The 26,763-nt window shown below is 65.0% G+C and carries 28 protein-coding genes; 13 read left to right on the plus strand and 15 right to left on the minus strand.

Annotated elements, in window-relative coordinates; all coding sequences use genetic code 11:
- Positions 1-88 precede the first annotated feature (88 nt).
- The 6 genes from WS54_RS30655 to WS54_RS30680 all read left to right on the plus strand — a co-directional run bounded on the left by WS54_RS30655 (position 89) and on the right by WS54_RS30680 (position 5,581).
- A complete protein-coding gene (locus WS54_RS30655) occupies positions 89-370 on the plus strand; it encodes a hypothetical protein (RefSeq protein WP_059779912.1) in 282 nt (93 codons plus the stop codon).
- A gap of 58 nt (positions 371-428) precedes the next feature.
- Positions 429-1,433, plus strand: coding sequence for an SDR family oxidoreductase (locus tag WS54_RS30660; RefSeq protein WP_034209172.1), 1,005 nt, complete (start codon positions 429-431; stop codon positions 1,431-1,433).
- A 200-nt stretch (positions 1,434-1,633) separates the two neighbouring features.
- Positions 1,634-2,560, plus strand: coding sequence for a TauD/TfdA dioxygenase family protein (locus WS54_RS30665; RefSeq protein WP_034209171.1), 927 nt, complete (start codon positions 1,634-1,636; stop codon positions 2,558-2,560).
- A 48-nt stretch (positions 2,561-2,608) separates the two neighbouring features.
- Positions 2,609-3,640, plus strand: a complete 1,032-nt coding sequence (locus WS54_RS30670) for an ABC transporter substrate-binding protein (protein ID WP_034209170.1) — start codon at positions 2,609-2,611, stop codon at positions 3,638-3,640.
- A gap of 67 nt (positions 3,641-3,707) precedes the next feature.
- A complete protein-coding gene (locus WS54_RS30675; RefSeq protein ID WP_059779911.1) occupies positions 3,708-4,697 on the plus strand; it encodes an ABC transporter ATP-binding protein in 990 nt (329 codons plus the stop codon).
- The gene (locus tag WS54_RS30680; protein WP_059779910.1) at positions 4,694-5,581 is read left to right on the plus strand and encodes an ABC transporter permease; all 888 of its coding nucleotides are present in this window, start codon (positions 4,694-4,696) and stop codon (positions 5,579-5,581) included. Before WS54_RS30675 ends, WS54_RS30680 begins: the two co-directional genes overlap by 4 nt.
- A 245-nt stretch (positions 5,582-5,826) precedes the next feature.
- Here WS54_RS30680 and WS54_RS30685 read toward each other — a convergent pair whose 3' ends face one another.
- From WS54_RS30685 to WS54_RS30695, 3 genes are all read right to left on the minus strand, one after another.
- Complete coding sequence (locus WS54_RS30685; protein ID WP_034209485.1) at positions 5,827-7,011, minus strand: porin; 1,185 nt, start codon at positions 7,009-7,011, stop codon at positions 5,827-5,829.
- Positions 7,012-7,047: 36 nt separating this feature from the next.
- The gene (locus WS54_RS33815; protein WP_159086714.1) at positions 7,048-7,275 is read right to left on the minus strand and encodes a hypothetical protein; all 228 of its coding nucleotides are present in this window, start codon (positions 7,273-7,275) and stop codon (positions 7,048-7,050) included.
- Positions 7,276-7,549: 274 nt separating this feature from the next.
- Positions 7,550-7,870, minus strand: coding sequence for a hypothetical protein (locus WS54_RS30695; protein ID WP_034209167.1), 321 nt, complete (start codon positions 7,868-7,870; stop codon positions 7,550-7,552).
- Between the two features lie 473 nt (positions 7,871-8,343).
- Here WS54_RS30695 and WS54_RS30700 point away from each other — a divergent pair, with 473 nt between their 5' ends.
- Positions 8,344-9,606 carry a glycosyltransferase family 9 protein gene (locus WS54_RS30700; RefSeq protein ID WP_059779909.1) on the plus strand — a complete coding sequence of 421 codons (1,263 nt, stop codon included), beginning with the start codon at positions 8,344-8,346 and terminating at the stop codon, positions 9,604-9,606.
- Positions 9,607-9,723: 117 nt separating this feature from the next.
- On the opposite strand, the gene WS54_RS30705 is transcribed toward WS54_RS30700, so the two are convergent.
- Positions 9,724-10,566, minus strand: coding sequence for a hypothetical protein (locus tag WS54_RS30705; RefSeq protein ID WP_059779907.1), 843 nt, complete (start codon positions 10,564-10,566; stop codon positions 9,724-9,726).
- 464 nt (positions 10,567-11,030) lie between these two features.
- Here WS54_RS30705 and WS54_RS30710 point away from each other — a divergent pair, with 464 nt between their 5' ends.
- The 5 genes from WS54_RS30710 (at position 11,031) to WS54_RS30730 (ending at position 15,852) form a co-directional block, all read left to right on the plus strand.
- The gene (locus tag WS54_RS30710; protein ID WP_159086715.1) at positions 11,031-11,630 is read left to right on the plus strand and encodes a hypothetical protein; all 600 of its coding nucleotides are present in this window, start codon (positions 11,031-11,033) and stop codon (positions 11,628-11,630) included.
- 578 nt (positions 11,631-12,208) lie between these two features.
- Positions 12,209-12,415 (plus strand): type II toxin-antitoxin system VapB family antitoxin, encoded by a 207-nt coding sequence (locus WS54_RS30715; RefSeq protein ID WP_059780000.1) that lies wholly within the window; start codon positions 12,209-12,211, stop codon positions 12,413-12,415.
- Positions 12,412-12,795, plus strand: coding sequence for a type II toxin-antitoxin system VapC family toxin (locus tag WS54_RS30720; protein WP_082725006.1), 384 nt, complete (start codon positions 12,412-12,414; stop codon positions 12,793-12,795). Before WS54_RS30715 ends, WS54_RS30720 begins: the two co-directional genes overlap by 4 nt.
- A gap of 564 nt (positions 12,796-13,359) precedes the next feature.
- Positions 13,360-15,405 carry a transketolase gene (tkt, locus tag WS54_RS30725; protein ID WP_059779903.1) on the plus strand — a complete coding sequence of 682 codons (2,046 nt, stop codon included), beginning with the start codon at positions 13,360-13,362 and terminating at the stop codon, positions 15,403-15,405.
- A gap of 132 nt (positions 15,406-15,537) precedes the next feature.
- Entirely contained in the window at positions 15,538-15,852 is a 315-nt protein-coding gene (locus WS54_RS30730) for a hypothetical protein (protein WP_034209161.1), read from the plus strand.
- Between the two features lie 374 nt (positions 15,853-16,226).
- On the opposite strand, the gene WS54_RS30735 is transcribed toward WS54_RS30730, so the two are convergent.
- Complete coding sequence (locus WS54_RS30735) at positions 16,227-16,514, minus strand: winged helix-turn-helix transcriptional regulator (protein ID WP_236872845.1); 288 nt, start codon at positions 16,512-16,514, stop codon at positions 16,227-16,229.
- 187 nt (positions 16,515-16,701) lie between these two features.
- Here WS54_RS30735 and WS54_RS30740 point away from each other — a divergent pair, with 187 nt between their 5' ends.
- Complete coding sequence (locus WS54_RS30740; protein WP_059779902.1) at positions 16,702-17,556, plus strand: SDR family oxidoreductase; 855 nt, start codon at positions 16,702-16,704, stop codon at positions 17,554-17,556.
- 209 nt (positions 17,557-17,765) lie between these two features.
- Here the strand turns inward: WS54_RS30740 and WS54_RS30745 are convergent, their stop codons facing one another.
- From WS54_RS30745 to WS54_RS30790, 10 genes are all read right to left on the minus strand, one after another.
- Positions 17,766-18,662, minus strand: a complete 897-nt coding sequence (locus WS54_RS30745) for an amidohydrolase family protein (protein WP_059779899.1) — start codon at positions 18,660-18,662, stop codon at positions 17,766-17,768.
- An 88-nt stretch (positions 18,663-18,750) separates the two neighbouring features.
- Positions 18,751-19,065 carry an L-rhamnose mutarotase gene (gene rhaM, locus WS54_RS30750; RefSeq protein WP_034209484.1) on the minus strand — a complete coding sequence of 105 codons (315 nt, stop codon included), beginning with the start codon at positions 19,063-19,065 and terminating at the stop codon, positions 18,751-18,753.
- Between the two features lie 17 nt (positions 19,066-19,082).
- A complete protein-coding gene (locus WS54_RS30755; RefSeq protein ID WP_034209157.1) occupies positions 19,083-19,871 on the minus strand; it encodes an SDR family NAD(P)-dependent oxidoreductase in 789 nt (262 codons plus the stop codon).
- 95 nt (positions 19,872-19,966) lie between these two features.
- A complete protein-coding gene (gene rhmD / locus WS54_RS30760; protein ID WP_059779897.1) occupies positions 19,967-21,145 on the minus strand; it encodes an L-rhamnonate dehydratase in 1,179 nt (392 codons plus the stop codon).
- Positions 21,146-21,249: 104 nt separating this feature from the next.
- A complete protein-coding gene (locus tag WS54_RS30765; RefSeq protein ID WP_052100410.1) occupies positions 21,250-22,185 on the minus strand; it encodes a dihydrodipicolinate synthase family protein in 936 nt (311 codons plus the stop codon).
- Positions 22,186-22,263: 78 nt separating this feature from the next.
- A complete protein-coding gene (locus WS54_RS30770) occupies positions 22,264-23,148 on the minus strand; it encodes a glycosyltransferase family 2 protein (RefSeq protein ID WP_034209155.1) in 885 nt (294 codons plus the stop codon).
- Positions 23,149-23,302: 154 nt separating this feature from the next.
- Positions 23,303-24,004, minus strand: a complete 702-nt coding sequence (locus tag WS54_RS30775; RefSeq protein ID WP_034209154.1) for a GntR family transcriptional regulator — start codon at positions 24,002-24,004, stop codon at positions 23,303-23,305.
- Positions 24,005-24,094: 90 nt separating this feature from the next.
- Entirely contained in the window at positions 24,095-24,892 is a 798-nt protein-coding gene (locus tag WS54_RS30780) for a maleate cis-trans isomerase family protein (RefSeq protein WP_059506131.1), read from the minus strand.
- The gene (locus WS54_RS30785; protein WP_059779895.1) at positions 24,889-26,133 is read right to left on the minus strand and encodes a D-amino acid dehydrogenase; all 1,245 of its coding nucleotides are present in this window, start codon (positions 26,131-26,133) and stop codon (positions 24,889-24,891) included. The genes WS54_RS30780 and WS54_RS30785 overlap by 4 nt, the downstream gene beginning before the upstream one ends.
- 23 nt (positions 26,134-26,156) lie before the next feature.
- Entirely contained in the window at positions 26,157-26,507 is a 351-nt protein-coding gene (locus tag WS54_RS30790) for a RidA family protein (protein WP_179955230.1), read from the minus strand.
- Positions 26,508-26,763 lie beyond the last annotated feature (256 nt).

Raw genomic sequence — 26,763 nt, forward strand, 5'->3', positions numbered from 1 at the left:
CGGGACGAGCATGCGGGACACGCACGATGGCGGATCCCGTGCGCCCCGCGCGCGGTCGGCCCGACACCATCCGAACAGGGAGAGAGTCATGACCCAGGAAACTCGACGCAAGAACCCCGCGTCGCCCGACCCGGCACGCGAAGCGGCCGACGCGCCGGACCGGCGCAAGCCGACACCCGGCCGCGCATCGTCCGTGCGCTCCGGCCATGCGCCCGGCGGCGGCGAGCTGGACACGATGCCGGACGATCAGGCGCGCAAGGTCGTGCCGGACGATCCGCGCCAGGCCGAAGTGCGCGATCCGGCCGGCAAGCCGTGGCCGGACGAGCACGACGCACCCGACGATTCGGGCAACCGGCCGCGACCGCTGTAGCGGCGCCGCCGCCCGAATCGCGACGTTCCGTTTCGCCATCCACGCACCGGAGTCCATCATGTCATCAGACGAAGTTTCAGAATCCCGTCGCAAATGGGTGCAGGGCACGACGGCCGGACTGGTCGCCAGCGTCGCCCTGCCGACGATCGCGCAAACGGGCGGCCCGCCCGACGTCGGCGATACGGCGCCGCGCGATCCGCGCACGCTCTATCCGCATGCGCCGTTTCCGCAGCAGCACCAGCCGTGGCCGGGCCTCGCGGGCCGCATGACGCCGCGTCCCGATCACGGCGAGCGCAGCTATCGCGGCAGCGGCCGGCTCGACGGCCGCAAGGCGCTGATCACCGGCGGCGACTCGGGCATCGGCCGCGCGGTGGCGATCGCCTGTGCGCGAGAAGGCGCGGACGTCGCGATCGTCTATCTGCCCGACGAAGAGCCCGATGCGCGCGAAGTCGTGGACCTCATCCGCAGCGCGGGCCGCAAGGCGGTGCCGCTGCCGGTCGACATCCGCAGCGAAGGCGCGTGCAACGGGCTCGTCGAGCGGGCGGTCGCCGCGCTTGGCGGGCTCGACATCCTCGTGAACAACGCGGCTCGCCAGCAGAGCCACGAATCGATTCTCGACATCAGCACGGAGCAGTTCGACTGGACGCTGCGCACCAACCTTTACGCGATGTTCTGGATCACGCGGGCCGCGATTGCGCACATGCCGCCCGGTTCGGCGATCGTCAATACGACGTCGGTCAATGCGTATGACCCATCCGCGAACCTGCTGGACTATGCGATGACGAAAGCGGCGATCGCGAATTTCACGAAGGGGCTCGCGAAGCAGATGATCAAGCGCGGCATCCGCGTGAACGGCGTCGCGCCGGGGCCGTTCTGGACGCCGTTGCAGGTCAGCGGCGGACAGACGACGCACAACGTGGAGACGTTCGGCGAACAGGTGCCGATGGGGCGGCCGGGACAACCGGCCGAGATCGCGTCGATCTACGTCGAGCTGCTGTCGTCGCGCGCGAGCTACGTGACCGGGCAGATCTATGGTGCGTCGGGCGGCGCTGGGCAACCTTAGTTGGCTGGCGGTGTAGCGCAGCGCTGCGCGGCCGGACCTTCCCGCCATCGATGGCGATCGCCGATTTCGCCCGAATCGGCGCCGTATGCGCGAGCAGCGATCTTTATCACCGCAGCAGATAAACGTATCCGAATCGCTTCGTTGACGCCCGCCGGCACGCCCTCGTAGATTCGCGTTTTGACCGAATCAGGAGCCGTGCCGTGACGACTACCGCCATCCGCGACGCCGCAACGCTGTCCACCGGGCATCCCGCCGCGCGGCCGGACGGCTTGGCGCAGCACTTCGACATCGTGCCGTTCGATGCGCCGCTCGGCGCCGAAGTGATCGGCCTCGACCTGTCGAAACCGCTCGATGCCGACGATTTCGCGCGCATCCATCGTGCGCATCTCGATCACCACGTGCTGGTATTTCGCGATCAGCGCATCACGCCGGACGAGCACATCGCGTTCAGCCGCCGCTTCGGTCCGCTGCAGATTCACGTGCTGCACCAGTTCGCGCTGGCCGGCCACCCGGAAGTGCTGATCGTGTCGAACATCGTCGAGAACGGCAAACCGATCGGGCTCGGCGACGCCGGCCATTTCTGGCATTCCGACCTGTCGTACAAGGAAAAGCCGAGCCTCGGCTCGCTGCTGCACGCGCAGGAGCTGCCGGCGGAAGGCGGCGACACGCTGTTCGCGAACATGCATCTCGCATGGGACACGCTGCCGGCCCATCTGCGCCGCGCGGTCGAAGGGCGGCGCGCGGAGCATACGTATCTCGCGCGCTATGCGGAATTGCAGGCGCGCAGCCCGTGGCGGCCCAACCTGTCGCCCGAGCAGATCGCGCAGGTCGCGGCGGTCGTTCATCCGGTCGTGCGCACGCATCCGGAAACCGGCCGCAAGGCGCTGTTCGTCAGCGAGCATTTCACGACGCGTATCGTCGGGCTGCCCGACGACGAAAGCCGCGCGCTGCTCGACGAATTGTTCGCGCACAGCGTGCGCGCCGAACACCTGTATCGGCACGCATGGCGCGATCACGACCTGGTGTTCTGGGACAACCGTTCGCTGATGCATCTCGCCGCCGGCACGCCCGACCACCTGCGCCGCAAGCTGTACCGCACGACGATCGAAGGCGACGCGCCTTTCTGAGCCGCGCGCCGCGTCGTTCATTTCCGCCCCTTCCTGAACGGAGTTCCGATGTCGTTTTCGTTTTTGCCGGCGCGCCGCGCGCTGGCGGCCACGCTCACCGCCGCGCTCGCTTTCGCTGGCGCGGCGATCCCGCAAGCCGCGCACGCGGAGGGCCGCATCCGCATCGCCGAGCAGTTCGGCGTCGTCTACCTGATGCTGAACGTCGCGCGCGACCAGCAACTGATCGAGAAGGAAGGGCGCAAGGCCGGCCTCAACATCAAGGTCGACTGGGTGCGGCTGTCGGGCGGCGCGGCCGTGAACGACGCGCTGTTGTCCGGCGCGGTGGACGTCGCGGGCGCGGGCGTCGGCCCGCTCCTGACCGTGTGGGACCGCACGCGCGGCCGGCAGAACGTGAAGGGCGTCGCGTCGCTCGGCAATTTTCCGTACTACCTCGTGAGCAGCAACCCGAACGTGAAGACGATCGCCGACCTGAGCGCGAAGGACCGGATCGCGGTGCCGGCGGTCGGCGTGTCGGTGCAGTCGCGCGTGCTGCAGTACGCGGCCGCGAAGCAGTGGGGCGACAAGCAGTTCGACAAGCTCGACGCCCTCACGCAGGCGATTCCCCATCCCGACGCGACGGCCGCGATTCTCGCGAACAGCAACGTGATCACCGGTCACTTCGGCAATCCGCCGTTCCAGGAGCAGGAGCTCGCCGGCAACCCGAACGCGCACATCGTGCTGAATTCGTATGACGTGCTCGGCGGTCCGAGCTCCGCGACGGTGCTGTACGCGACCGAGAAATTCCGCGACGACAACCCGAAGACCTACCGCGCGTTCGTCGCCGCACTGGCCGATGCCGCCCGACAGATCGCGGCCGATCCGGAGCGGGCGGCCGATACCTATATTCGCGTGAACGCGTCGAAGATCGATCGCGCGCTGCTGCTGAAGATCCTGCGCAATCCGCAGGTGCAGTTCAAGACCGCACCGCAGAATACGCTGCCGCTCGCGCAGTTCATGCATCGCACCGGTGCGATCCGCAACGAACCGAAGTCGTGGCGCGACTACTTCTTCGACGATCCCGCGACGGCCGGCGGCAGTTGAGCGGCGCCGATGCTGCGACGCCGCGATCGACGCTTATGCGTCGGCGCGGTTTCGATATGCGCAATCGATGGTTGGTCCGCACGACGCCCGGCCGTATGTTGATGCTTTGCCCGCAAGAGATTCGATCGTGAACGCCACTTCTCCCCGAACCTGGTTGCCGCCGTATGCGGCGCGCGACGGCGCGTCGCCGGCCGCATCCGCCGCGCCCGACACACGCGCCGCCGGGCGGCCCGCGGCGGGCGTCGCACCCGCCGGTACGCACAGCGAACGCCTGCTCGCCATCGACGAGGTCAGCCTCGAATACCGCAGCGGCGCGCGGATCGTTCGCGCGACGCATCGGGTGAGCTTCGACGTGTACGGCAGCGACCGCTTCGTGCTGCTCGGCCCGTCGGGGTGCGGGAAGTCGACGCTGCTGAAGGCGATCGCCGGCTTCATCGAGCCCGTCTCGGGTTCGATCGCGCTCGACGGCCGGCCGGTACGCGGGCCGGGGCCGGACCGCATCGTCGTGTTCCAGGAATTCGACCAGTTGCCGCCGTGGAAGACGGTCGTCGAGAACGTCGCGTTTCCGTTGCGCACCGCCGCGAAGCTGTCGCGCGCCGAAGCACGCGAGCGCGCGCTGCACTATCTCGACAAGGTCGGCCTCGGCACGTTTGCGGACGCCTATCCGCATACGCTGTCGGGCGGCATGAAACAGCGCGTCGCGATTGCACGGGCGCTGGCGATGCAGCCGCGCGTGCTGCTGATGGACGAGCCGTTCGCCGCGCTCGACGCGCTCACGCGCCGCAAGATGCAGGAGGAACTGCTGCGGCTGTGGGACGAATTCCGCTTCACGCTGCTGTTCGTCACGCATTCGATCGAGGAGGCGCTCGTGGTCGGCAACCGGATTCTGCTGCTGTCGCCGCATCCGGGCCGCGTGCGGGCGGAACTCAACAGTCACGAGCATTCGCTCGACGACGTCGACACCGGCGACTTCCGCGACAACGTCGCGCGGATCCATCGCCTGCTGTTCGACACCGACGCACCCCACGCACCGACGACGGAGGACGCCGCATCGTGAGTACGCTCGATCCCCTCCTGCCGCCGCTGCCGCCCGTGCGAGCCGAATACACGCGCACGCTCGACGCGCTGCCCGACGCCGAGCGCGCGGCGCCGGCGCCGCTCATGCGCCGCATCGGCGGCGCCGCGTGGTTTCGCCGCAGCGTCATCGCGCTCGTGCTGATCGCCGCATGGGAGATCGTCGCGCGCATCGTCGCGAACGATCTGCTCGTCCCGACTTTCGGCGCGACGCTGGCCGCGTTCGTGCAAGGCATCGAGTCGGGCGAACTGCTGGTCAAGACCGGTATCTCGATGTCGGTGCTGCTGCGCGGCTATGCGCTGGGCGTGCTGCTGGCGTTCGCGCTGACGTCGCTTGCGGTATCCACGCGCATCGGCCGCGATCTGCTGACGATGCTCACGTCGATGTTCAATCCGCTGCCGTCGATCGCGTTGCTGCCGATCGCGCTGCTGTGGTTCGGGCTCGGCACCGGCAGCCTGCTGTTCGTGCTCGTGCATGCGGTGCTGTGGCCGCTCGCGCTCAGCATGTATACCGGCTTTGCCGGCGTGCCCGCCACGCTGAAAATGGCCGGGCGCAACTACGGGCTCACGGGGCTGCGCCAGATCGCGCTGATTCTCGTGCCGGCCGCGCTGCCGTCGATCCTGTCCGGCTTGCGCGTCGGCTGGGCCTTCGCATGGCGCACGCTGATCGCGGCCGAACTCGTGTTCGGCGCGAGCGCGGGGCAGGGCGGCCTCGGCTGGTACATCTTCCAGAACCGCAACGAGCTGTATACGGATCGCGTGTTCGCGGGTCTGGCGGCCGTCATCGTGATCGGGCTGCTGATCGAGAACCTCGTGTTCGATACGCTCGAACGCGCGACCGTGCGGCGCTGGGGCATCCAGCACTGACGGGCCCGGGCGCGGTCGGTCGCGTCGCATGCATCACGCAACCTGAAACCGGCTTCTCACGTGCGCCAGGGGCGCCCCGTCCCTATACGGCGAGGAAAACGGGAATCGGTCGTGGTCGAACGCATGTCGCGTACGGGAGCCGCGCGCAGGGAAGCGAGCATTTTCGGCAACCGGGCACGGCGCGGCAAACAACGATTGCAGCCTTGCGCATCGTGCTTGTCGCGCCGCGCCCGATGCAGGCGCCGTCAGAACTTCACGCGCAGCCCGCTGACGAACGCAAGCTGGCGGTTCGTCGACGACGCGCTGCCGATGTTCGAGATCGCCGCGATCTTGCGATAGCCGCCCGACGTCGCGGTGCTCGCATCGCCGGCCGCGAGCTGGTAGATCCCCGACACGTAGATATCGGTGCGCTTCGACAACGCATAGTCGAACCCGAGCGTGAACTGGTGCCAGCGCGGCTTCAGCGTCTGGCCGCGCGTGCCCGGCAAGCCGCTCGCGCGCCCGTCGGTAAACGTATAGACGCCGATCAGCGTCGCCGCTGGCGTGATCTGGTAGCGCGCGTTCACGTCGTAGTTGTTGAACTTGCGCGACGAGCCGTCGAGATAGTCGAGCTGCGTGTGGCTCCATGCGAAGCCGAGCGTCGTGCGGCCGAGCGCGTAGTTCGCGCCCGCCGCGCCGATCTGCTGCTTCAGTACGCCGCCGTTCAGCCCGTAGAAGAACGCGCCGCTGTAGTCGTTGCCGGTGGTCGAGGTCGCGCCGCCCACCGCGCCGCTCGTATTCGACGTCGCATTCGGATGGTTGAATCGCACATAACCGCCGCCGATCGACAGCGGGCCGTTCACGTAGTTCGCCGATGCACCCCACGCGTTGTTGTTCGAGAATCCGGTGCCCGCGCCGCCATTGGCCTGGTTGCTGAATGCATAAAGCAGGTCGGCCGTGAAGCCGGCGATCGCGTCGCTGCGGAACTTCACCGCGTTGTTCAGCCGGAAGCTCTGGTTCATGTTGTCGTTGTCGCCCACGTGCGTGGCCGGCGACCAGAAACCCGCCCCCGAGTACTGCGCGACGAGATCGGTGATCGGCTCGTACTGACGGCCGAACGTCAGCGTGCCGAGGCCTTGCTTGCCGAGGCCCACGTACGCGGATCGGCCGAACAGGCGGCCGCCCTGGCCGAGCCCGCCGTCGCTCGGCCGGAATCCGCTTTCCAGCGTGAAGACCGCCTGCAGGCCGCCGCCGAGATCCTCCGCGCCTTTCAGGCCCCAGCGGCTGCCGCTCAGCTTGCCGCTCGTCTGCTGGATGTTGCTCGCGCCGCCCTGGTTGTTCGTATACGCGATGCCGGCGTCGACCACGCCGTACAACGTCACCGAACTCTGCGCATGCGCGCTGACCGAACCGATCGAAACCAAACCCAGCGCTACCGTTTTTTTGATCATGACCATCCTCTGTTGTTATCAATACGTTTGTGAGGATCACGATGCTATTGACGACGAACGCGCCGACGAACGGCCGATCCGTGGTTTGTAAATCGCTGCGCGGCCGATTTGTAATGTGCGTTGCCGTCGGCCCGGCATGTGCGCCGCGATCTCGTCCGGCATGCCTGCTGCGGCGAACGCATCGCGCGGACCGCGAACGTTGCGTGCCGAAAAGGCACGTGCGCGGTCATATCGATCGATGAAATCGTTCGATGTACGCAACACCCGTCGTTCTCGTGACGATGCGTTTACGCAACGCCCCGCTAGGCGAGGGCCGACCGATGCGCTACGCACGTTCGCATATCGATTCCGCGAAACGTGGGTAGAGCGGGAGCGGGCCTGTTTGCCCGCATCGGCGTGTTGAACGGCCCGGCCCGTGTCGCGCCGTTGTGGGATACGTCGTTCGATCCGCTGGCTGCGGCGGGGTGGCGCGAGGAAACGGGAAGCGCTTGCCGATCAGTGGCGATGCGGGTTTTGTCGGACGGTTCGGGCGACCGGATCAGGAGAACGTCGTCGCGACCATGATGCCGAACACCACGCCGAGCGCGATCCCGCAGAGCCGGCCGTAGATCGATGCACGGAGATTGTCGTCGAGCTCGAAGGGCGAGCGCTTGTGCTTCCATACCGTGCTGAATGCGACCGGACGGGTCAGCAGCGCAACGCACGCGATCAGCACGGGCGTGGCGACGAGCATCGCGACGCGCGGGCCGTTCCAGTCGATACCGTGCATGGCCAGCGAAACCAGCACGGCAATCGGCACCTCGATGCACAGGCCCAGCAGCGAGCCGTTGACGAAGGAATCTCCCGGAGTCTGGAACATGATCGGTCCTGGGGTGCGGATGAAAGCGGTGCCGGGCGGGCGTCCAATAGAGAACGATCGATAGCCGATGCCCGACGATCGGTCGATCGTGTTCGACGTGAGTCGACATGACGGCGGATGTTAAGGGAAATCGTCGGCCCGTTGTCGGTCATTCAAGTTATTTGACAAATGTTCCCGGGCGGAGGGCTTTTATGTCGCGCGGGCAAAGTGTAAGGTTCGGCAAGTGACCGCGACGTCATAGCGGCATGCCGCCGACGGCCGGCCGTCTTCCTGTCGCGTTCGCGGATTGAGGTTGCGCGCGCAATCGGCATATTTCCGGCAGCCCGCGACCGCACGCGCCGGTACGGGTGAATCGCGTGGTGGTGGCCGATACCGGAAATGGCGACCGCGATACGTCGTCGTGCCGACGGCGCCCAAAATAAAACTCGATCGTATATAGAAACCGAATCACCGGAATTCCATGCGGGGATAAATTGACAAGCGATCAATTCGGGCTCGACGTTGCATACAACGCCTACCTTCGTGAGAAGTCCGCGAGCACCGGACTCGCGCTAGGTCGCGCGCTCAGGTTGTCGGGCCACGCGGAGGAAGCGATTCGACTGACGAAGGAGCTCGCGGATCGTATCGAAGCGCCATTCTTTCGCGCGCAGATCGGCATCGACATGAACTATCTCGGCCTTTTTTCGCAGGCCGAAACGCTATTGACTCAGGCCGTCGCCGAACTTGATCACGAGCCGGATCTCAGAATCGTGCAGGTCGAACTCGCGATCTCGCAATACGCTCAAGGTCGTTTTCGCGAAGCCCACGCCCTGAGCCGACGGCTGCGCGATACCTGGAGCCGAGCCGGTATCGTTTCCAACATCTATCGAAGCGATACCGTCGAGTACGAAAAAATCGTCGGCAAGCTTCTGCGATTCGACGAATCGGTCGCGGGAAAGCGTGTCCTCGTCGTTCAGGAGGGCGGGCTGGGCGACGTGATCATGTTTTCTCGGTATTTGCATCTCTTGCGGGACGAAGGGGCACAGGCTGTCGTGTTGCAGGCACCGAACACGCTGGCGGCGATATTTTCCGCATGGGATTGGATCACCGTCGTAGAAGATGCCCGCAGTGCAATCGACCAAAGTGATTGCGTCATCTGTACCTTCGACCTCTTCGTGCGCTATCAGGCGACGCCATACTTTCCCAGCTACACCGATTCCTACTTGCAGGCACCGGCCGGACGGGAAATGACGGCGCGGGTTGCCGACATTTTCAAAAATCGACGCCACGGCGTTCGCGAGATAGGCCTGATCTGGCGTAGCGGTACCTCGGTGCGCCACGAGCCCTATCGATCGATCCCGCTGGCGCAACTCGCGCCGTTATTCGGTGCGCCCGAGAGCCGCTTCCATGCGCTGCAGTTCGGCAAGATCACCGACGACGAATATGCGGTGCTCGATAAACATGGCATTGGCGTCATCAGTGAGGAGCTGAGCGATTTCGGCGACACGGCCGTCATTCTCGATGCGCTCGATTTGTTGATCACGGTGGATACGGGGCCTGCCCATCTCGCCGGCGCGCTCGGACGGCCAGTGTGGGTACTGCTGTCGGCGGCGTGCGACGAGCGTTGGTCCAACTGCCATCGGGACACGCCGTGGTACCGGTCGATGCAGTTGTATCGGCAAGCGACATTGGGTGACTGGAGCAGGCCGATATCGGAGATGGCGCAGGCGTTGTCCGGCGACGATGCAATCGGATAGGCGCTACCGTCCACATCCATCGTCAGCGCGCGTTCGTTCGAGCGGGCGGCGATTCGCCCGGATGCACCCGGTCGTGACGTTGCGGCCGCCGCGGCGGATACACGCCGCGCGCGTCCGTCACACGGCGAAAATCCGGCGCTGGTAGTCGAGGATCAGGCGATCGATGTCCTGATCGGAGCGTCGCGGCTGGCTTTTCGGCTCGAGCCAGAGCCACCGCATCATCCGGTAGCGCGCCTCGACGCACATCAGCCATGCGTCCCAGTCCGACCAGTGTCGCAGCAACGGGATGTTGCGAATGTCCCGCAGCCCGTCGCGGATCTCGTACACGTTGAAGTACTTGCTCGCGCGCTGACTCAATTCATCGAATGCGCGGGCGGCTTGCTCCGGGTCGGCAAGCAGGAAGTCGTGGATTTCGACGATGACGTGGCTGCCGGAGAGTTGCTCCAGCAACGCGTCGTCGAACAGGTCGAACTCGGCGCCTTCGATATCGCACAGGATGACCCGCCCGGCCGGCTCCCCGCCGTGCTCCGACAGGATCGCGGGCAGGTTGCGATCGGCCTTGCCGTAGACGGCGACGCGGTCTGCCAGCCCCATTTCCGCGGCGCGGTGCTGGATCGCGTGGCGGCGTTGCTCGTCCATCTCGAAGCACAGGCTGCGCGCAAAGACGTTGTTCCTGACCAGGCCGATGCCGAAAATGCCGTCGGCGGCCCCGAGATCGACCAGCACCTTTTCAGGCGATCCGAGCGCTTCCAGGATCGCGCAAACGGCGATCTCGTAGGTGCCGAGCAGATAGCCGCCGACCGCGACTTCCGCCCAATGACTGAAGCCGATCGGAAACCCGCGCAGGATGCCGTACTGGACGATCGAGCCCGTCTGCTCGCGCAGCAACTGCGATAGATAGTGCAGGCGAAGATTCGCGGCCTGGATCGAGCTTTGGTTGAAATACTGCGCGTGGTCCATTTTTATCGTTCTCTCGGGGTGAAGAAGCGCGTAGGGAAGGGCGGCGATGGCGGGAGGGTCCGGAATGGTCCTGCCTGGGACCAGAATATAACGCGTTGTCGGCTCGTTCAGGAAGCCGGCTTCCCGGGTGGCGGCGTCGACGTCGCATCGGTTGACGCTTGCCGGCCGCAGGTCTCGCCGGGATGTTCGGGGCGCGGCGACCCGCTTCGGCTATCGCCATAGGACCCGGTGAACGACAGGGAACGATCGCAAACCGACCGGCGCGAGTTGGCCGCCAAACGAACGTCAGTGTGGATTGGCGCGTTACACGCGTGCAGAACGATCTGTTCATGCTCGTCCGCCGTGAAAATCTTGTAGCATCACCAGCGTAACGGGTACGGCATGACACAGATGACCAAACACGTACAAAAGTGGGAAGTCAGGTCGTTCCGATGAACACGCCTCGATCTATTCGGGTATCTGTTATGCAGACCACATGGCGAACAATTAAGAGAGCATTATGTGGAGTGGTCCTCGGCGCTTTCAGTGCCGTCGCGATGGCACAAACACCGGAACCGCAGTTTGTACAACTGAGCACGGGACCGATTGTGCAGGAACATGCACACCGGCTGGTGGTGACCGACGCCCGGCATGGCAAGGTGCGGACCCTGGAGGTTCCTGGCGCGATACGGCGTGCATTGATGGCGTCATCGAGCGTCGCATTTCCCGCGGCGCGCTCCCGAGTGATCGATGGCCATGAATTCCTCATGGTGGTGATCAATCAATCGTCCAGCGACAATCCAATGGGCTACTGCGGGGCCGGCGAGGAAGGAACGCTTTATGTACTTCGCTTGGATGGCAAACGTGCAGAACCCATCTACTCGACGCTGGTGCAGAGCTGCATCGACAACATCGACTTGTTCACCGATTCGGGGAACAAGTCTCCCTATCTTGCGATCGCGTGGACCGAGGGGGGAGACGGCTTCCGTATTCGCTGGGCGAATTACGGGAAACCAGAACCTCTTGCTCGGCAGTATCGCTATACGAATGGCAACTTCATCGTCGATAGCGAACTACCCAACTGACCGGGACTCCTTCAGCACATTCTGCAGTTGCGCGGAATCCGCATGCGAGTCTTGATCTGCTGTCGGCGACGTCGCCGACCGGTGATACCGCCTGAAGGACCGAATCGATCTGATAAGTTTTCGGCGGGAGAATTGCGTCCCGGCAGTCGATCCCAAGTCGATAGTTTTTGTTTGACATAATACCTATTATCGTTTTATTAGGGTCGGAGTTAAAAGTTACAGTCCGGACTAGGCAAGCATGTCGGTTTCCGGCGACGCCGAAATAATACAAATAAGCCTTCGGTCGCAACGGCTTTCCAGTGCCGGTAATTTGTGCAGCAGCCCATTACACAATTATCGTGGTGGCACGACATGCTTGACGACACCTCACACCCGCCTTGGTGTGAGCATACAGATCGAAACGGTTGCCCATGTGTGCGCCAGCGACGTTCGCCAACTTCTAACGCCACCGTAGTCGGATCTCCTTGGCGAAAGCGTCACGTCCCCACTTCAGGCCGATTGGTGATTCGCTTATCAATGACTGAATCGCTGTTGAATTGATGCTAAAATTGATGCGGAAAAGCATCAAAGGAGCCATCATGCGTACCACCGTCACCGTCGACGACGCTCTCTATGCGCGCGCACTCGAACTCGCCGAACCTGGCATTCCGCCGGCCGAGCTATTCCGGGCGGCACTTGAAACCTTCGTGCGCGTCCAGGCCGGTCAACGCCTGGCCGCCCTGGGCGGTCGCGCGCCCGACATGGCAGATGTCCCGCGCCGCGCTCCTGAGGTCATTGCCCGATGAGTGTGTTGGTCGACACGTCCGTGTGGGTCGAGCATTTCCGGCGGTCACTACCAGCGCTTATCCAACTTCTGAGCGTCGATAACGTCCTTACACATCCACTGGTGATGCTTGAGCTCACGTGCGGGACGCCGCCCGAACCGCGGGCACGAACGCTGGGAGATCTCGCGTTATTGCGCCAAACGCGCCGCGCGACGCCAGGCGAAGTAGCGGACTGGATCGAGCGGGAACGGCTGTATGGGCGCGGATGCGGTGCCGTGGATTGCACGCTGCTTGCATCGGTGCTGTTGACCCCGAACACCCGACTCTGGACGCGCGATCGGCGGCTCGCGCAACTGGCAGAGCAATTCGGGGTTCACTACGAACCGCCTGACCTGCATTGAGCGAAGCAGTTGCGGACTTCTTTGCGCGGTCTGTCGCCGTGCCTAGGCGCGGTCCCGCTTCGCTCCTCGCGGTTAGGCCGCCCGCTTCTGGGCGGGCCGCCCATCCGTGCGGCAAGTGCCAGAAAAACCAGATTAGCCTACCGGCCTACCTATTCGTTGCACGTCCGCAGTGCGTGGCGTTGATAGGTCACGGCCCGTTACCAATCCAGAATGCCTTTTAGCGCCTGCTCCATCTCTTTCTGCTTTGGGGACATAGTGTGGTGGTCGACCCATCCCGGACGCTGCGTTAAGTTTCGCATGCGTCGAGCTGGTCGCGCGGCGGGCTGAATCGAACTGAACCGCTAGTAAAGCAGGGGCAGTTGGCGTGGATCTCGTGTGGATACCGAGACGAGGTCGACATCCTTCCCGACACGTTGCATCCAGGCAATGACGGGGACGCGCACCCCATCAACGATTAAGTCGAAGGCAAACGCTTCGAACATCTCCCCATATCCTCGCCATCGCCGAGAAGGTATGCATATTGCACCGTCGCCTCATCTTTCCCCAGCCAACATAGGAGAACCGATGAGCGATCCCACCGCAAATTCCGGGACGACTGCGAAAGCGGTGCCGTCCCCACGAGCCCCCCATCTGCGCGCGCTGGCGAACTGTATCCGCTTCCTCGCCATGGATGCAGTCCAGAAAGCCAACAGCGGCCATCCTGGTGCGCCAATGGGGTTGGCTGACGTCGCGACGGTCCTGTTCAAGGAGTTCATGCAATTCGATGCATCGGACCCTCACTGGATCGACCGAGACCGGTTCGTGCTTTCCAACGGACACGCGTCGATGCTCCTCTACAGCCTGCTCTATCTGACGGGCTATTCGGGCATGACCATCGACGAGCTGAAGCGGTTCCGGCAAGTCGGCAGCAAGACACCCGGTCATCCGGAGTACTCGCACGCCGATGGAATCGAACTGACTACCGGTCCCCTCGGTCAAGGCATCGCGGACGCCGTCGGCATGGCGTTGGCCGAGCGCGTCATGAATGCACACTTCGGCGACGATCTCGTCGATCACTACACGTACGTATTTCTCGGTGACGGTTGCCTGATGGAAGGCATCAGCCACGAGGCCATTTCGCTGGCCGGCCATCTCCGGTTGGGCCGACTGATCGCGTTCTGGGACAACAATTCTATTTCCATCGACGGCACCACCAGGCTCGCGGTCTCGGACAACGAGATCGAGCGTTTTCACTCGGCGGGATGGCACGTCCTGGAAATCGACGGCCACGACACGGACGCGATACGGAACGCTATCGAGACGGCCCGGACGACGCATGATCGACCGACCTTGATCGCATGCAGGACGGTCATCGGATTCGGCTTTCCGACGAAGGCTGGAACCGAGAAAGCCCATAGCGACGCCCCGGGCGAGGATGAAATCGCGGGCGCACGCCAGGCCCTCGATTGGCATTCGCCGCCGTTTGAAATTCCGGATGATCTGCTGAAAGCATGGCGAGAAATCGGGGCGCGCGGCCGCAAGACGAGACTCGCATGGGAGGAGCGGGTCCGCCAGGCGCCGCACGCGCTGCGTGCCGAATTCGACCGGCGCAATGCCGGAAGGCTTCCGGATAACTGGAAGGCGGCGATCGAGGCGGCACGGCAGGCGTTTATCGTCAGTGGCAGTGCAATGGCCACCCGCAAGGCCAGCGGTGAAGTGCTCGATCGTCTCGTCGACGCGATTCCGGAATTGCTGGGCGGCTCGGCGGATCTTACGCAGTCCAACAATACGAAGACGAAGAAGCAAATCGCGATCGAGCCCGGCCGGTTCAACGGTTCATACCTTCATTACGGCGTCCGCGAACACGGCATGGCCGCCGCCATGAACGGCATTGCTCTTCATGGCGGCCTCATTCCGTACGGTGGCACGTTCCTTTGTTTTTCGGACTACTGTCGACCGGCGATCCGGTTGAGCGCGATGATGCGGGTGCGGTCCATCTTCGTGATGACGCACGATTCCATCGGTCTCGGAGAAGACGGTCCGACTCATCAACCCGTCGAACACCTTGCCGCCCTTCGGGCCATTCCCCAACTCGCCGTCTATCGGCCGGCCGATCCAGTCGAGACGGCAGAGTGCTGGGAACTGATTCTCGAACAGCCCCGCCGGGCTGCCCTCCTCGCATTGTCGCGACAGCCGGTCCCGCTCCTGCGCAACGAGCCTGGAAACGAAAACAAGTCGGCACGCGGTGCGTATATTTTGCGGGAGGCCGATGGCGGACCGCGCCAACTCACGTTGCTCGCGACAGGTTCGGAGGTCGATCTCGCCGTCCAGGCGCGCGACGTCCTGCAGCACGAAGGCGTGCCGACGGCCGTCGTATCGATGCCGTGCCGCCTGCTGTTCGAGGAACAGCCACGCGATTACCAGCGGGCCGTGCTGGGCGCTTCTCCCGCGAGGGTCGCGGTCGAGGCGGCGGTCGAACTGGGATGGGAGCGGTACCTCGGTCCGGCAGGCCGGTTCGTCGGCATGCACAGCTTCGGCGAGTCCGGGAAAATCAAGGACGTGTACGACAAGTTCGACATTACGGTCGATGCGGTTGTTCGCGCGGCGCATCAGACATTATCCGAAGTGTGACGTTGCTGCGCTCCGGTCGAGATGCGATGACCTCGCGGGGCTCGTGGATAGGCTTGGAGAAGTGGGCGGCCTCGATTTTCGGTGGATTCTCGCGTAGCGTTAGAATAGCGCCCCTTCTCATGGGAGACGACAATGTCCTGGTTCGTTTACGAAGTGCCCGAATATCACGAAGACGCTGCGCGCATCGAGCCCTTCAGCGACCTGCGCAGCCGCGTGCTGCAAGTGAGTGGCGTGGCCATGGCCGACGAGTTGGAAAGCGTTCGCGAGAATGCCGCGGCAACGGCGGACACCCCCGATCGTCCGCTGCGTACGCCGGAAAATCCGCATGTCTTTCCCATTCCTTACGCCGACTCCATGATCCTCGTCGGATTCATCTTCGATCTGAAGCGCGAATTCCGGCAACTGGTCGTGTCGCCCGTGGAAATGCCCTGGCTGAAAGACGCGTAAAGCGTTGCGTCGGCGCGATCGTGCGGATCGATTGCCGCGAGCCGGCTGCTGGCCGGGCCGTTGAGCCGCGACCCGCTTGTGATGATCGTGGGCTGTGCGGTCCCGGTGCCGGTCTCGCCAACGTCATGCACGTCCTCTTCAGCATGGCCGGCGTCCTTCCGCGCCCAGCAGGTCCGGGGAGACGAACTGAATCCGCGGGACGCTCAATTTTCAAAAGCGCCGACGAAGAAGAGGCAAAGCGCGCCAAGCCCGTTCGTCTTCAGGCTATTGCTTCGCCCGGCGGGCAATGCGTCGCGTGAAATCGTTTCCCGAGCGCCCGCGATTTCCTCAACCCATCTCGTTGAAGCGCCGCCTCTCGGCCCCGTCGCGAATGGCTAGCGCGGCCGGTCGCGAAGCAGCAGACGCGACCCGACCTCCACGATCGACGTAATCGCCGGCAGCAGTTCCCTGCCCAGCGACGTCAATTCGTATTCGACGGACGGCGGCGACGTCGGCAACACGCTTCGCCGGATCACGCCCCGCTCCTCGAGATCACGCAACCTGCCGGTCAGCACCTTCGCGGTGATGGTCGGGTTGTCGCGCCGCAACTCCGAAAACCGGCGCGGGCCGTTGCTCAGGCACCAGATCAGTTCGGGCGTCCACAGGCCGCCGATCAACGCCATGCATTTCGACATCGGACAGCCGGGCAGCGGCTCCACCTTCTTTCGCATTCTCAAGCCCATCGTCGTCCCACCGAGGTTTCCATTTGGTTACTTGAAAATGATGGTAACCGATGGATAGGTGGTTTCCAATGGAAACCTTCATCCCTACACTTGGAACCTCACCTACCGATACACGGAGAGAACGAACATGTATGCAATAACGGGAGCATCCGGGCAACTCGGGCGCCTTGTGATCGACGCATTGCTTGAAACCGTGCCGGCCGACCGGATCGTCGCGGCGGTCAGGGATCCCGCGAAGGTGCGCGACCTCGAGGCGCGTGGCGTGGTGGTGCGCGAGGCCGACTACAAGCGGCCTGAAACGCTCGCCAGCGCGTTCGTCGGTGTCGACAAGCTCCTGCTGATCTCGTCGACCGAAGTCGCCGGCCGCGTGCCGTTGCATCGCGCGGTGATCGATGCGGCCGGACAGGCCGGCGTCTCGTTGCTCGCCTATACGAGCATGCTGCACGCGGACACTTCGCCTGCCCGGCTTGCGATCGAGCATCGGCAGACGGAAGAAGTCATTGCGGCGTCGGGCCTCCCCGCCGTCATCCTTCGCAATGGCTGGTACACCGAGAACCACCTGATGGCCCTTCCCGCGGCGCTCGAGCACGGCGCGTTCATCGGGGCCGCCAAGGCGGGGCGCTTCTCTTCCGCCGCGCGGAAGGACTATGCCGAGGCGGCAGCCGTGGTACTGACGACGGACGGTCACGCAGGAAAAACGTATGAACTCGCGGCCGACGATGCGTTCACGCTGGCGCAGCTGGCCGCGGAGGTTTCGCGGCAGTCCGGCAAGACCGTCGTCTACAACGATCTTGCGCAGGACGCCTATGCAGACGCGCTGACGAGCGCCGGGTTGCCGCCCGAGCTTGCCGGCATCCTCGCCGATGCCGACGTGGCCGCGTCGCGCGGTGCGCTGTTCGACGACGGCGGCGCCCTCGCGCGACTGATCGGTCGACCCACGACGCCGTTGGCGAGCGTCGTCGCGACTGCATTGCGCGGTTAAAGCGGGCAAGCTCCGGAGAAGCGCCGGCCAGCACCGCTCGACGTCGGGCAGTGTGGCCGGCGCCTGGACAGCCGCATCGATCTCGTCGGCCGCCCTGCTGCTCGCGGCCCGTCGGAACCGGCGGACGCGCGCGTTGCGGCGCGGTGCAAATCACGCCGAGCGACGACGCGCGCACTGCACGTCCGTTGACGTTCACGGTGGCACGTGGGTCACAACCGGTAAATTCGCAGCGCATTGTGGACGAACAGTGCGTCGCGCTCATCGTCGCGGGCGCCGGCGACGATCTCCGCATAGGCGTGCCAGAGCGCTGGATAGCCGGCATGGAGCCGATCGACCGGGAAATTCGACGCGAACATGCAGCGCGCCGCGCCGAACACGTCGATCGCCTCCAGCACGTACGGGCGGAAACTCTCGACCGACCAGCGATGGTCGAACATCGCGAGCCCGGACAGCTTCATCGTCACGTTCGCGCGCCGCGCGAGCCCGCGCAGTCCGTCGCGCCATTCGCGCCAGCCGTGCACGCTGCTCCGGTCGACGAACATACCCGTGTGATTGACGATCACGGGCGTGTCCGGGTGCGCATCGATGACGGCGAGCGCGGCGCCGACCTGGGCCGGGTACAGCTGCAGGTCGAACGACAAACCGAACTCGCTCAGCATGTCGAAGTGCTCGCGCCAGCGCGGCTCGGCCAGATAGTCCACGTCGACGTAGTTGTACCAGGGGTCCGGATGCCGGTTCAGCACCTGCCGGATGCCGCGCACGTTCGGATGCGCCGCCGCGTCGGCGAGCCGGATGCGTGCGTCCGGCGCGAACAGGTCGACGCCGGCGACGATGCCGTCCGGCATCCCGCCGCTCGCCGGCGCGTCGGCAAGCGCCTGCAGCCAGTCGACTTCGCTCGGCGTCGTCCACGCATCGTGGATCGCCTCGACATGCACGACCTTCAGCACGTCGAGATCCGCGCCGGCGTCCGCGCGCAGGTCCGCAGGCAGGTAGCGACGAGGCAAATCCGCCACCGCGCCGGAGAACGCCGGCTGGGCGCGATCGAGCCAGCCGTAACTCAGCGCGTCGGCGTCCCAGAAATGGACATGGGGATCGACAACCTGCATGTGAGCTCCGTGAGTTCATGCGACACGACGATTCGCTGCGACGGGTCGGCACACGTCGAGCGCTGCCGATCCGTCGAACGGGCCGGTCTCATTCCAGATGAAACATCGGCGCCAGCGCTTTCTCCACCGGACGTCCGTCCGGTCCGGTCGCCATCAGGTCGGCCATGTACGCCCACCAGCGACGCATCACATCCGTTTCGGCAAGTTGCGCGATCCGGTGATCGGCCGGCCGTTTGAGCACGGCGAACAGGTGATGGGTGTCGTCGTCGAGAAAGATCCAGTAGTCCGAAATACCTGCTGCACGAAGCGCGTCGGCCAGTTCCGGCCAGATCGCATCGTGCCGGCGCCGGTATTCGTCCTGCTTGCCGGGGTGCAGGCGCATCCTGAAGGCGATCGTTTCCATGCCCATGCCTCGCGGTGTCATTGCAGGTTCACGTACATGCCGCCGTCGACGAGCAGCGCGGCGCCATTCACGTAGCGCGCCATGTCGGACGCGAGAAACACGACGCAGTCGGCGACGTCGTCCGGCTCGCCGAGGCGGCCGAGCGGAATCCGGCGCTCGAAGTACTCGGTCTTGCCGGGCGCGGCGAGATCGTCGTCGTTGATTTCGGTGCGGATCGTGCCGGGCAGCACCGAATTGCAGCGAATCCGGTGCGGCGCGAGCGCAACCGCGCACGACTGCATCAGCGCATGGACGCCGGCCTTGGTCGGCGTGTAGTGCGTCTGCATGCCGCCGCCGACCAGCGCGCTGATCGAACTGGTCGCGACGATCGCGCCGCCGTGCCCTTGCGCGGCCATTTGACGTGCGGCGGCCTGGGTCATGTAGAACGCGCCGTGCAGGTTCACTGCCATCGTTCTTTGCAGCAGTTCGGGCGGCAAGTCCAGAAAGCCGTGGAACGGGCAGATTCCGGCATTGCTCGCCAGCACGTCGATCCGGCCGAATCGCTCGACCGCGGCCGCGACGAGCGCGCCGGCCGTGTCGGGCTGCGCGACGTCGCCCGGTACGGCCAGCGCATCGCGCCCCGTCGCGCGGACCGCGTCGACGAGCGCGTCGATCTCGTGATCGGCCTGCGCAGGCAGCAGCGGGTTGGTCCAGTAGTTCACGACGACGTCGGCGCCATGCCGCGCACACGCCAACGCGATCGCGCGGCCGATCCCGCGCGATCCGCCCGTCACGACGACGATCCTGTCCTCGAGCAACTTCGTCATTGCGCCCTCCTCCCTCTCGACCATCACGCGTTCGGCAGCGGCCGCCGCCGTGCGAGCCGGCCGGCCTCACGATGCGAGTGCACGCCTGCGCGCGCTCAGTGTTCGTACGGGCGCTGCATGCGCACGTCCGGATTCAGGCGCACGCCGAAACCGGGCGTGTCGGGCACCCTCATCCGTCCGCCGACCGGCACCGGCTCGTCGAGCAGCAGCGGATCGAACATCGGCACGACACGATCCGCCTGCGGCGCCATCATCAGGAATTCGGCGAACGGGCTGTTGTGCCGCGTCGCGACGAAGTGGTAGCTGTAGACCGACGAGCCGTGCGGAATCACCAGCACGCCGCGCGCGTCGGCGAGCGCCGAGATCCGGATCAGCTCGGTGAGCCCGCCGCACCAACCCACGTCCGGCTGAATGATGTCGCAGCACTCCATCTCGAGCAGCATCCGGAAGCCCCAGCGGGTCGCTTCGTGCTCGCCGGTCGTGACGAGCATGCCGCGCGGCACGTCGCGGCGCAGCTTCGCGTAGCCCCAATAGTCGTCGGGCGGCAGGCATTCCTCGATCCATTTCAAACCGAGTGCGTGCGCTTCGTGCGCGAGCCGCGTCGCATACGGCACGTCGAGACTCATCCAGCAGTCGAGCATCAGCCAGAAATCGGCGCCGACGCGCGAACGCATCTCGGCCAGCGCCTCGAGATTGCGGCGCAGACCGACCTCTCCTTCGGCCGGGCCGTGATGCAACGGCAGCTTGCCGCCGATGAAGCCCATCTCCTTCGCGAGATCGGGCCGCGCACCGGTCGCGTAGAACTCGAGCTCGTCGCGCACCTTGCCGCCGAGCAACTGATGCACGGGCTCCCGCCGGACCTTCGCGAGCAGGTCCCACAGCGCGAGATCGACGCCGGAAATCGCATTGAGTACGACGCCCTTGCGTCCGTAGTACAGCGTCGCGTAGAACATCTGATCCCACATCTTCTCGATGTCGGTCACGCGCTGCCCTTCGATGAAGCGCGCGAGATGCCGCTCGACGATGAACGCGCCGATCTCGCCGCCGGTCGTCACCGCAAACCCGACCGTTCCGTCACTGGCCTCGATTTCGATCACGAGCGTGCCGAGCACGTTGATACCGAACGACTGGCGGCTCTGCCGGTATTCGGGGTAGCGCGACATCGGCGTCGCAATGTGGTCGTCGATCCAGTGACCGGTATCCTGATCGTGATAGTCGGCACCGCCACCACGCACCGTCAGCGCGCGAACCGCGCGTATCGTCGGCATGCTCATTCTTCGGGTTCCTTGGTTGGGTTATCGCGTGCGAAGGCCGCCCGTACGCGTCGTGCGCACCGGCTGCGGCGGAAATCGGAACGTCGTGCCGCGCGGCGGCCGCGTCAGCGTGCCCAGCGCAGCACCAATGCGTCGAGCCGTCGCGCTATCTCGATCAGGCCCGCGCGCGTCGCCGGATGCAGCGGCGCGAGCGGACGGCGCGGCGCGTCCGATGCGATCACGCCGCCCTCCTTCATCAGCGCCTTCGCCGCCAGCAGGCCGGCCTGACGGTTCTCGTAATTGATCAACGGCAGCCATTGCTCATAGCGCGCGACCGCGTCGTCACGCTGCCCGGCCAGATACGCGGCGAGAATCGGCTGCAGCCCGTCCGGGTAGCCGCCGCCGAGGATGCTGCCGGTCGCGCCCGCATCGAGATCGGCGAGCAGCGTGATCGCTTCCTCGCCGTCGAACGGCCCTTCGATCGCATCGCCGCCGAGCGCGATCAGCTCGCGCAGCTTCGCCGCCGACTGCGGCACCTCGATCTTGAAATAGCGCAGATTCGGAATCGTGTGCGCGATGCGCGCCAGAAACGCGGCCGATACCTGCGTGCCGCTCATCGGCGCATCCTGGTACATGATTGGAATCGCGATCGCGTCGGAGAGCGTTGCATAGAACTGCTCGATCGCGGCCTCGCCGCAACGGATCGTCGCGCCGTGGTACGGCGGCATCACCATCACCATCGCCGCACCGGCCGCCTGCGCTGCGCGGCTGCGCGCCGCGCAGATCGTCGGATTGAAATGCGTGGTCGTCACGATCACCGGCACGCGCCCCGCCACGTGCTCGAGGATCGCCGCGATGAGCCGCTCGCGCTCGTCGTCGGTCAACGAAAACTGTTCCGAGTAGTTCGCGAGGATGCACAGGCCGTCCGCTCCCGCGTCGATGATGAAGTCGACACAGCGCTTCTGGCCCGGCATGTCGATCTCGCCCGACTCGGTGAAGATCGTCGGCGCGACGGAGAACGCGCCCGTATAGCGGCGGTGAATCGGCTTGGTCAAGCTCATCTGGAATCCTCTCTTGTAATAAGTTATCCGAATTTAATGGCGCGTGGGTCATGCGCCAATACCACGATCAATCACGCGTCACACGCGCCCGTACCGTCCTCGAAGCCCGTCCGTCACGCCGCAATAGATCGCCTTCAGCTTCAGACGCTTGTTGCGCGCATGCAGCAGCACGAACGCGACGTGCTTGAGCGTGATGAGATTGATCAGCAGCATCGCCGGATAGCGCCGCCAGTAGTCGCGTGCGACGAGGATGCAGTTGCGCGCCGCATAGTAGTGGCGCAGCGGGCTCTGGTCGAATATTTCGACACGCGGCCAGTGCTGCTGCGCGGACGGGCTGCCGAGTTCGTGGGGCAGCGACACGTCGGCGTTGACGCACACCGGCACGCCGTGCGCTTGCGCGCGCATGCAGTATTCGGCGTCGACGTGGTCGATGAAGAAATCCTCGCGAAAGCGACCGAGCGCGCGATACGCGTCGAGCGAGATCGCGGTGCCCGACGAGATGATGACCGAACACGACAGCAGGCCATGCGCGCCGCCGTGGATCGGCGTGATCTGCGCGGACCAGCGGCGCACCGTGAACAACGGCAGGTCGCGCTGAAAATTGCGGTTGAAGATCCGCGGCCCGACCAGGAAACGGCTGTCGCCCACCCGTGCGCAACCGGCCAGCATTCGGTCGAAATAGTCGTCCGGAACGTAAGAATCCTGATCGAAGATGAAGAAGACGTCGCAGCCGCGGCCGATCAGGAATTCGACGCCGGCGTTGAACGCCCCGGCGATACCGCCGCGATTGTGATTCGCGATCACGTCGACGCCGCCTTCGGCGAGCCGTGCATACAGCGCACGATCGGCGACGGGCGAATTGTCGACCGCGACGACGGCGGGGCTTTTCGCGGGCAAGGTCAGCAAATGCTCGATCTGCGCTGCGGACGGCTTGTACAGCGTGACCAACGTACCGTGTGTCATGACGGCACCTCGTGACGATCAAGTAGCGATGCGCCGCGCCGGTCGATCCGGGCGGCCCGTCCTCCTTTGCACGACTGCTTGTCTCGTCGACCGGCCCGCGCTGCCCGCTCGCATGCTGCGTGCGAGCGTCGCAAAATCCACGGCCGGTCTTGTTTTATCTTGCGTACAGCTTGACGACGCTTGCCTGGACGACGCGCGTGATCTCCTCCATCCGCCAGCGGATATGCGTGTCGGTCAGCGCCGCGCAACGTGCCGCATCGCGTTCCGCCAGCGCGTCGAGAATCTCGAGATGCTCGGTAAACGCCTCGTTGCGTCGCTGATCGACATCGACCCAGCGCACGTAGTGAATCCGTGCGTTGATCCCTTGCAGTACCCGGCCGATCTCGGCGTTGCCCGACAACGCGGCCAGCTCCAGGTGAAACTCCTCGTCCTTGACGACCAGCTCCGACGACGACATCCGCGCGGCATTCTTCATCACCTGCTTCCAGAAGCGTCGCAGCGCCTTGATGTCGTTGTCCGATGCGCGCTCGCACGCGAGCATCACCGCGGTCGTCTCGATCGAGCGACGCAATTCGAACAGATCGAACACATCCTTCCCCTCCAGTTCCCGAATGAAGAAACCGCGGTTCGGCACGAACACCAGCAGGTTTTCGGCAACGAGCCGGTTCAGTGCCTCGCGAATCGGCGTACGACTCACGTTGAAGCGCTCGGCGAGCTCCAGTTCGTTGAACCGTTCGCCCGGCCGGATCTCGTACAGCACGGCCATCTGTTTCAACTGCTCGTAAATCTCGTTGACCGTGAGGCCCGTGCGCATCGGCGCCGCGGTCTCCCGGCCAGCCATAACGGAAGTCGACATCTCGTCTCCTGGTTCCACCTGTTGTCACCGCGCGTCATTATCCACCGGCATTTCGCCCGCGCGCGTCTTGTTGCATGCACGAGCCATGCGTCAGCGCATCAGCAAGCTGCCGAAGCCCGGCACGGGATCGTCGATGCCCGCGAGCCGCAGCGCGTGCCAGGCGAGCGCGTGATTGCTCGACAATACGGGTTTGCCTGCGCGCGCCTCGATGTCGGCCAGCGCATCGACGATACGCAGGCTCGTGCACGACACGAACACGGCATCGACGGCCGGATCGGCGGCGAGCGTCAGCACCGCATGCTCGATCGATGCGCGCTCGATCCGGGCGACCTCGTTGTCGTCGCGGTGCTCGAACGAGCCGACCCGCACGATATCGACGCCGCGCGCGCGCAGGTACGCGGCCATCGCATCGTTGATCGTGCGTTCGTACGGCGTCAGCAGCGCGACGCCTCGCGCGCCTAGCGCCGTCAGCGCGACGCGCGCCGCGGTGATCGGCGTGGTGCACGCGACGCCGGGCCGCGCCTCGCGGATGCGCTCGAAGACACGCTCCTCGCCCAGCACCATCGACGCCGACGTGCAGCCGAATGCGACGACGTCGAGGCGCTCGCCCGGCCGGATCAATTCAACCGCGGCGCAGATCCCGCCGTCCATCTGCGCGAGCGTCTCGGCCGTGATCTCGGCCGAATTCGCGATCCGGCTTTCGTAGAACGCGACGCCATCGATCGCGAGCAGACGCCGCCACTCGTATTCGATCGTATGATCGGTCGCCAGCACGACGAGGCCGATCGCCGCGCGCCGCGCGATGCCGGCGTCGAGCGAGAAATCGAAGCGGGCGTAGGCGCCGACGCCCGGATCGGACGCCTCGGAGGGTGACAGAAGTTCGCTCATTGCAGGGTCATCCCGGTGATGTCGATGTCGGGCCGCTTGCCGTGGATCAGATCCGCCACGATCTTCGCGGTGCCGCACGACATGGTCCAGCCCATATGGCCGTGGCCGGTGTTGAAAAACAGGTTGCGGTGCCGGGATGCGCCGATGATCGGCGTGCCCTCCGGCGTCATCGGCCGCAGCCCGGCCCAGTACGACGGCTTCGCGTAGTCCGCGCCGTTCGGGAACAGTGCCTGCGCGGTCGCGAGCATGTGCGCGAAATCGTGCGGCGAATGCGTGGTGTCGTAGCCGCTGAACTCGGCGGTCGCCGTCAGCCGCAGCCGGTCGCCGAAGCGCGCCCATGCGACGAGCTGGTTCTCCTCGACGCCGCCGAGCGCGGGCGGCTCGTGCGTGTCGCCGATCGGCAGCGTGACCGAGTACCCCTTGACCGGATAGATCGGCAGCCGGTAGCCGAGCGTGCGCGCGACGAACGGCGAGTACGCACCGAGTGCGAGCACGTATCGATCGCCGGTCACGCGGCCCTGCGACGTCTCGACATAGTCGATCGCATCGGCGCTCGCGCGCACGCCGTCGATCGACGCGCCGAAGCGGAATTCGACGCCGAGCGCGCGGCAGCGCTCGGCGAGCGCGCGCGTGAAGAGGTGCGCGTCGCCGCTCTCGTCGCTCGGGCAATGGATCGCGCCGGCGATCCCGGCCGCCGCGTGGCGCAGCGCCGGCTCGCGTTCGACGGTGGCCCGCGCGTCCAGGATGTCGAGCGGCAGGCCGTTGTCGGTCAGAATCCGCATGTTCGCGACGCCCCGCTCGAACGACGCCGGATCGCGATACAGGTACAACAGCCCGCCGCTCGTCCGGTCGTACTCGAGCCGTTCGTCGCGCGTCGCCTGCTGAAGCCGCTGCTGCGCGTAGCGACACAGCCGCACCTTGATCGACGTGTTGCGCCGCGAGCGCTCGGCCGTGCAGTTCTGCAGGAACAGCGCGCACCAGGCCCACATGCGCCAGTCGGGCGTCCATTTGAGCCGCAGCGCCTGGCCGTCGGCAAACAGCGACTTGAAGAGAATCCTGGGCGCGCGCGGCGATGCCCAGGTATACGAATGGCCCGGCGCGATCAACCCCGCGTTCGCGAAGCTCGTTTCGAGCGCGACGCCGTCGCGACGTTCGATCACCGTCACCTCGTCGCCCGCCTTCGCGAGAAAATACGCAGTGGTCACGCCGACGATGCCGCCGCCGAGCACGATCGTCTTCATCGTCCGGTTCTCCTGTCCTGGTCCTAGCTCGCGGCGATCGCCGCGATCTCGACCGTGTACTGCGGAAACGCGAGCTTCGATTCGACGCACGCGCGTGCCGGCGGCTCGCCCTGCGGCACCCATGCGTCCCACACGCTGTTCATCTCGGCGAAGCTGCGATAGTCGGCCAGCCAGATGCTCGCTGACACGATCCGGCGCTTGTCGAGCCCCGCGCTTTCGAGCAGCCGGTCGATCTTGTCGAGAATCTGCCGGGTCTGCCCCGCAACGTCGAGCGACGTGTCGTCCGCCACCTGCCCGGCGACGAAAGCCAGCCCGCCCGCGACCACCAGCTGGCTCATCCGTTCACCTGCGCCGTATCGCTTGATCTCCACCATCTGACAGCCCTCCGGGAGTCGTGTCGAGTTGGGCTGATTTAAGCACTGCAATTCACCTCTGTATACACTTTTTTCAGAAATATTCGCCATTGCGCCAGATTGGCGCGCCCGTGCACCACGACTATCCATGCTCTTTATCGTCGTGCATAAATGCATGAAAACAGGGCGATTTTTCTGCTTCAGACAAGAATTCCGCAATTCCTCTCAGCGACTTGAAAATTTATTTGCAAACGATTTTTGATCTGTGATTCTGTCG

This window comes from Burkholderia sp. NRF60-BP8, assembly GCF_001522585.2.
GTDB lineage: Bacteria > Pseudomonadota > Gammaproteobacteria > Burkholderiales > Burkholderiaceae > Burkholderia.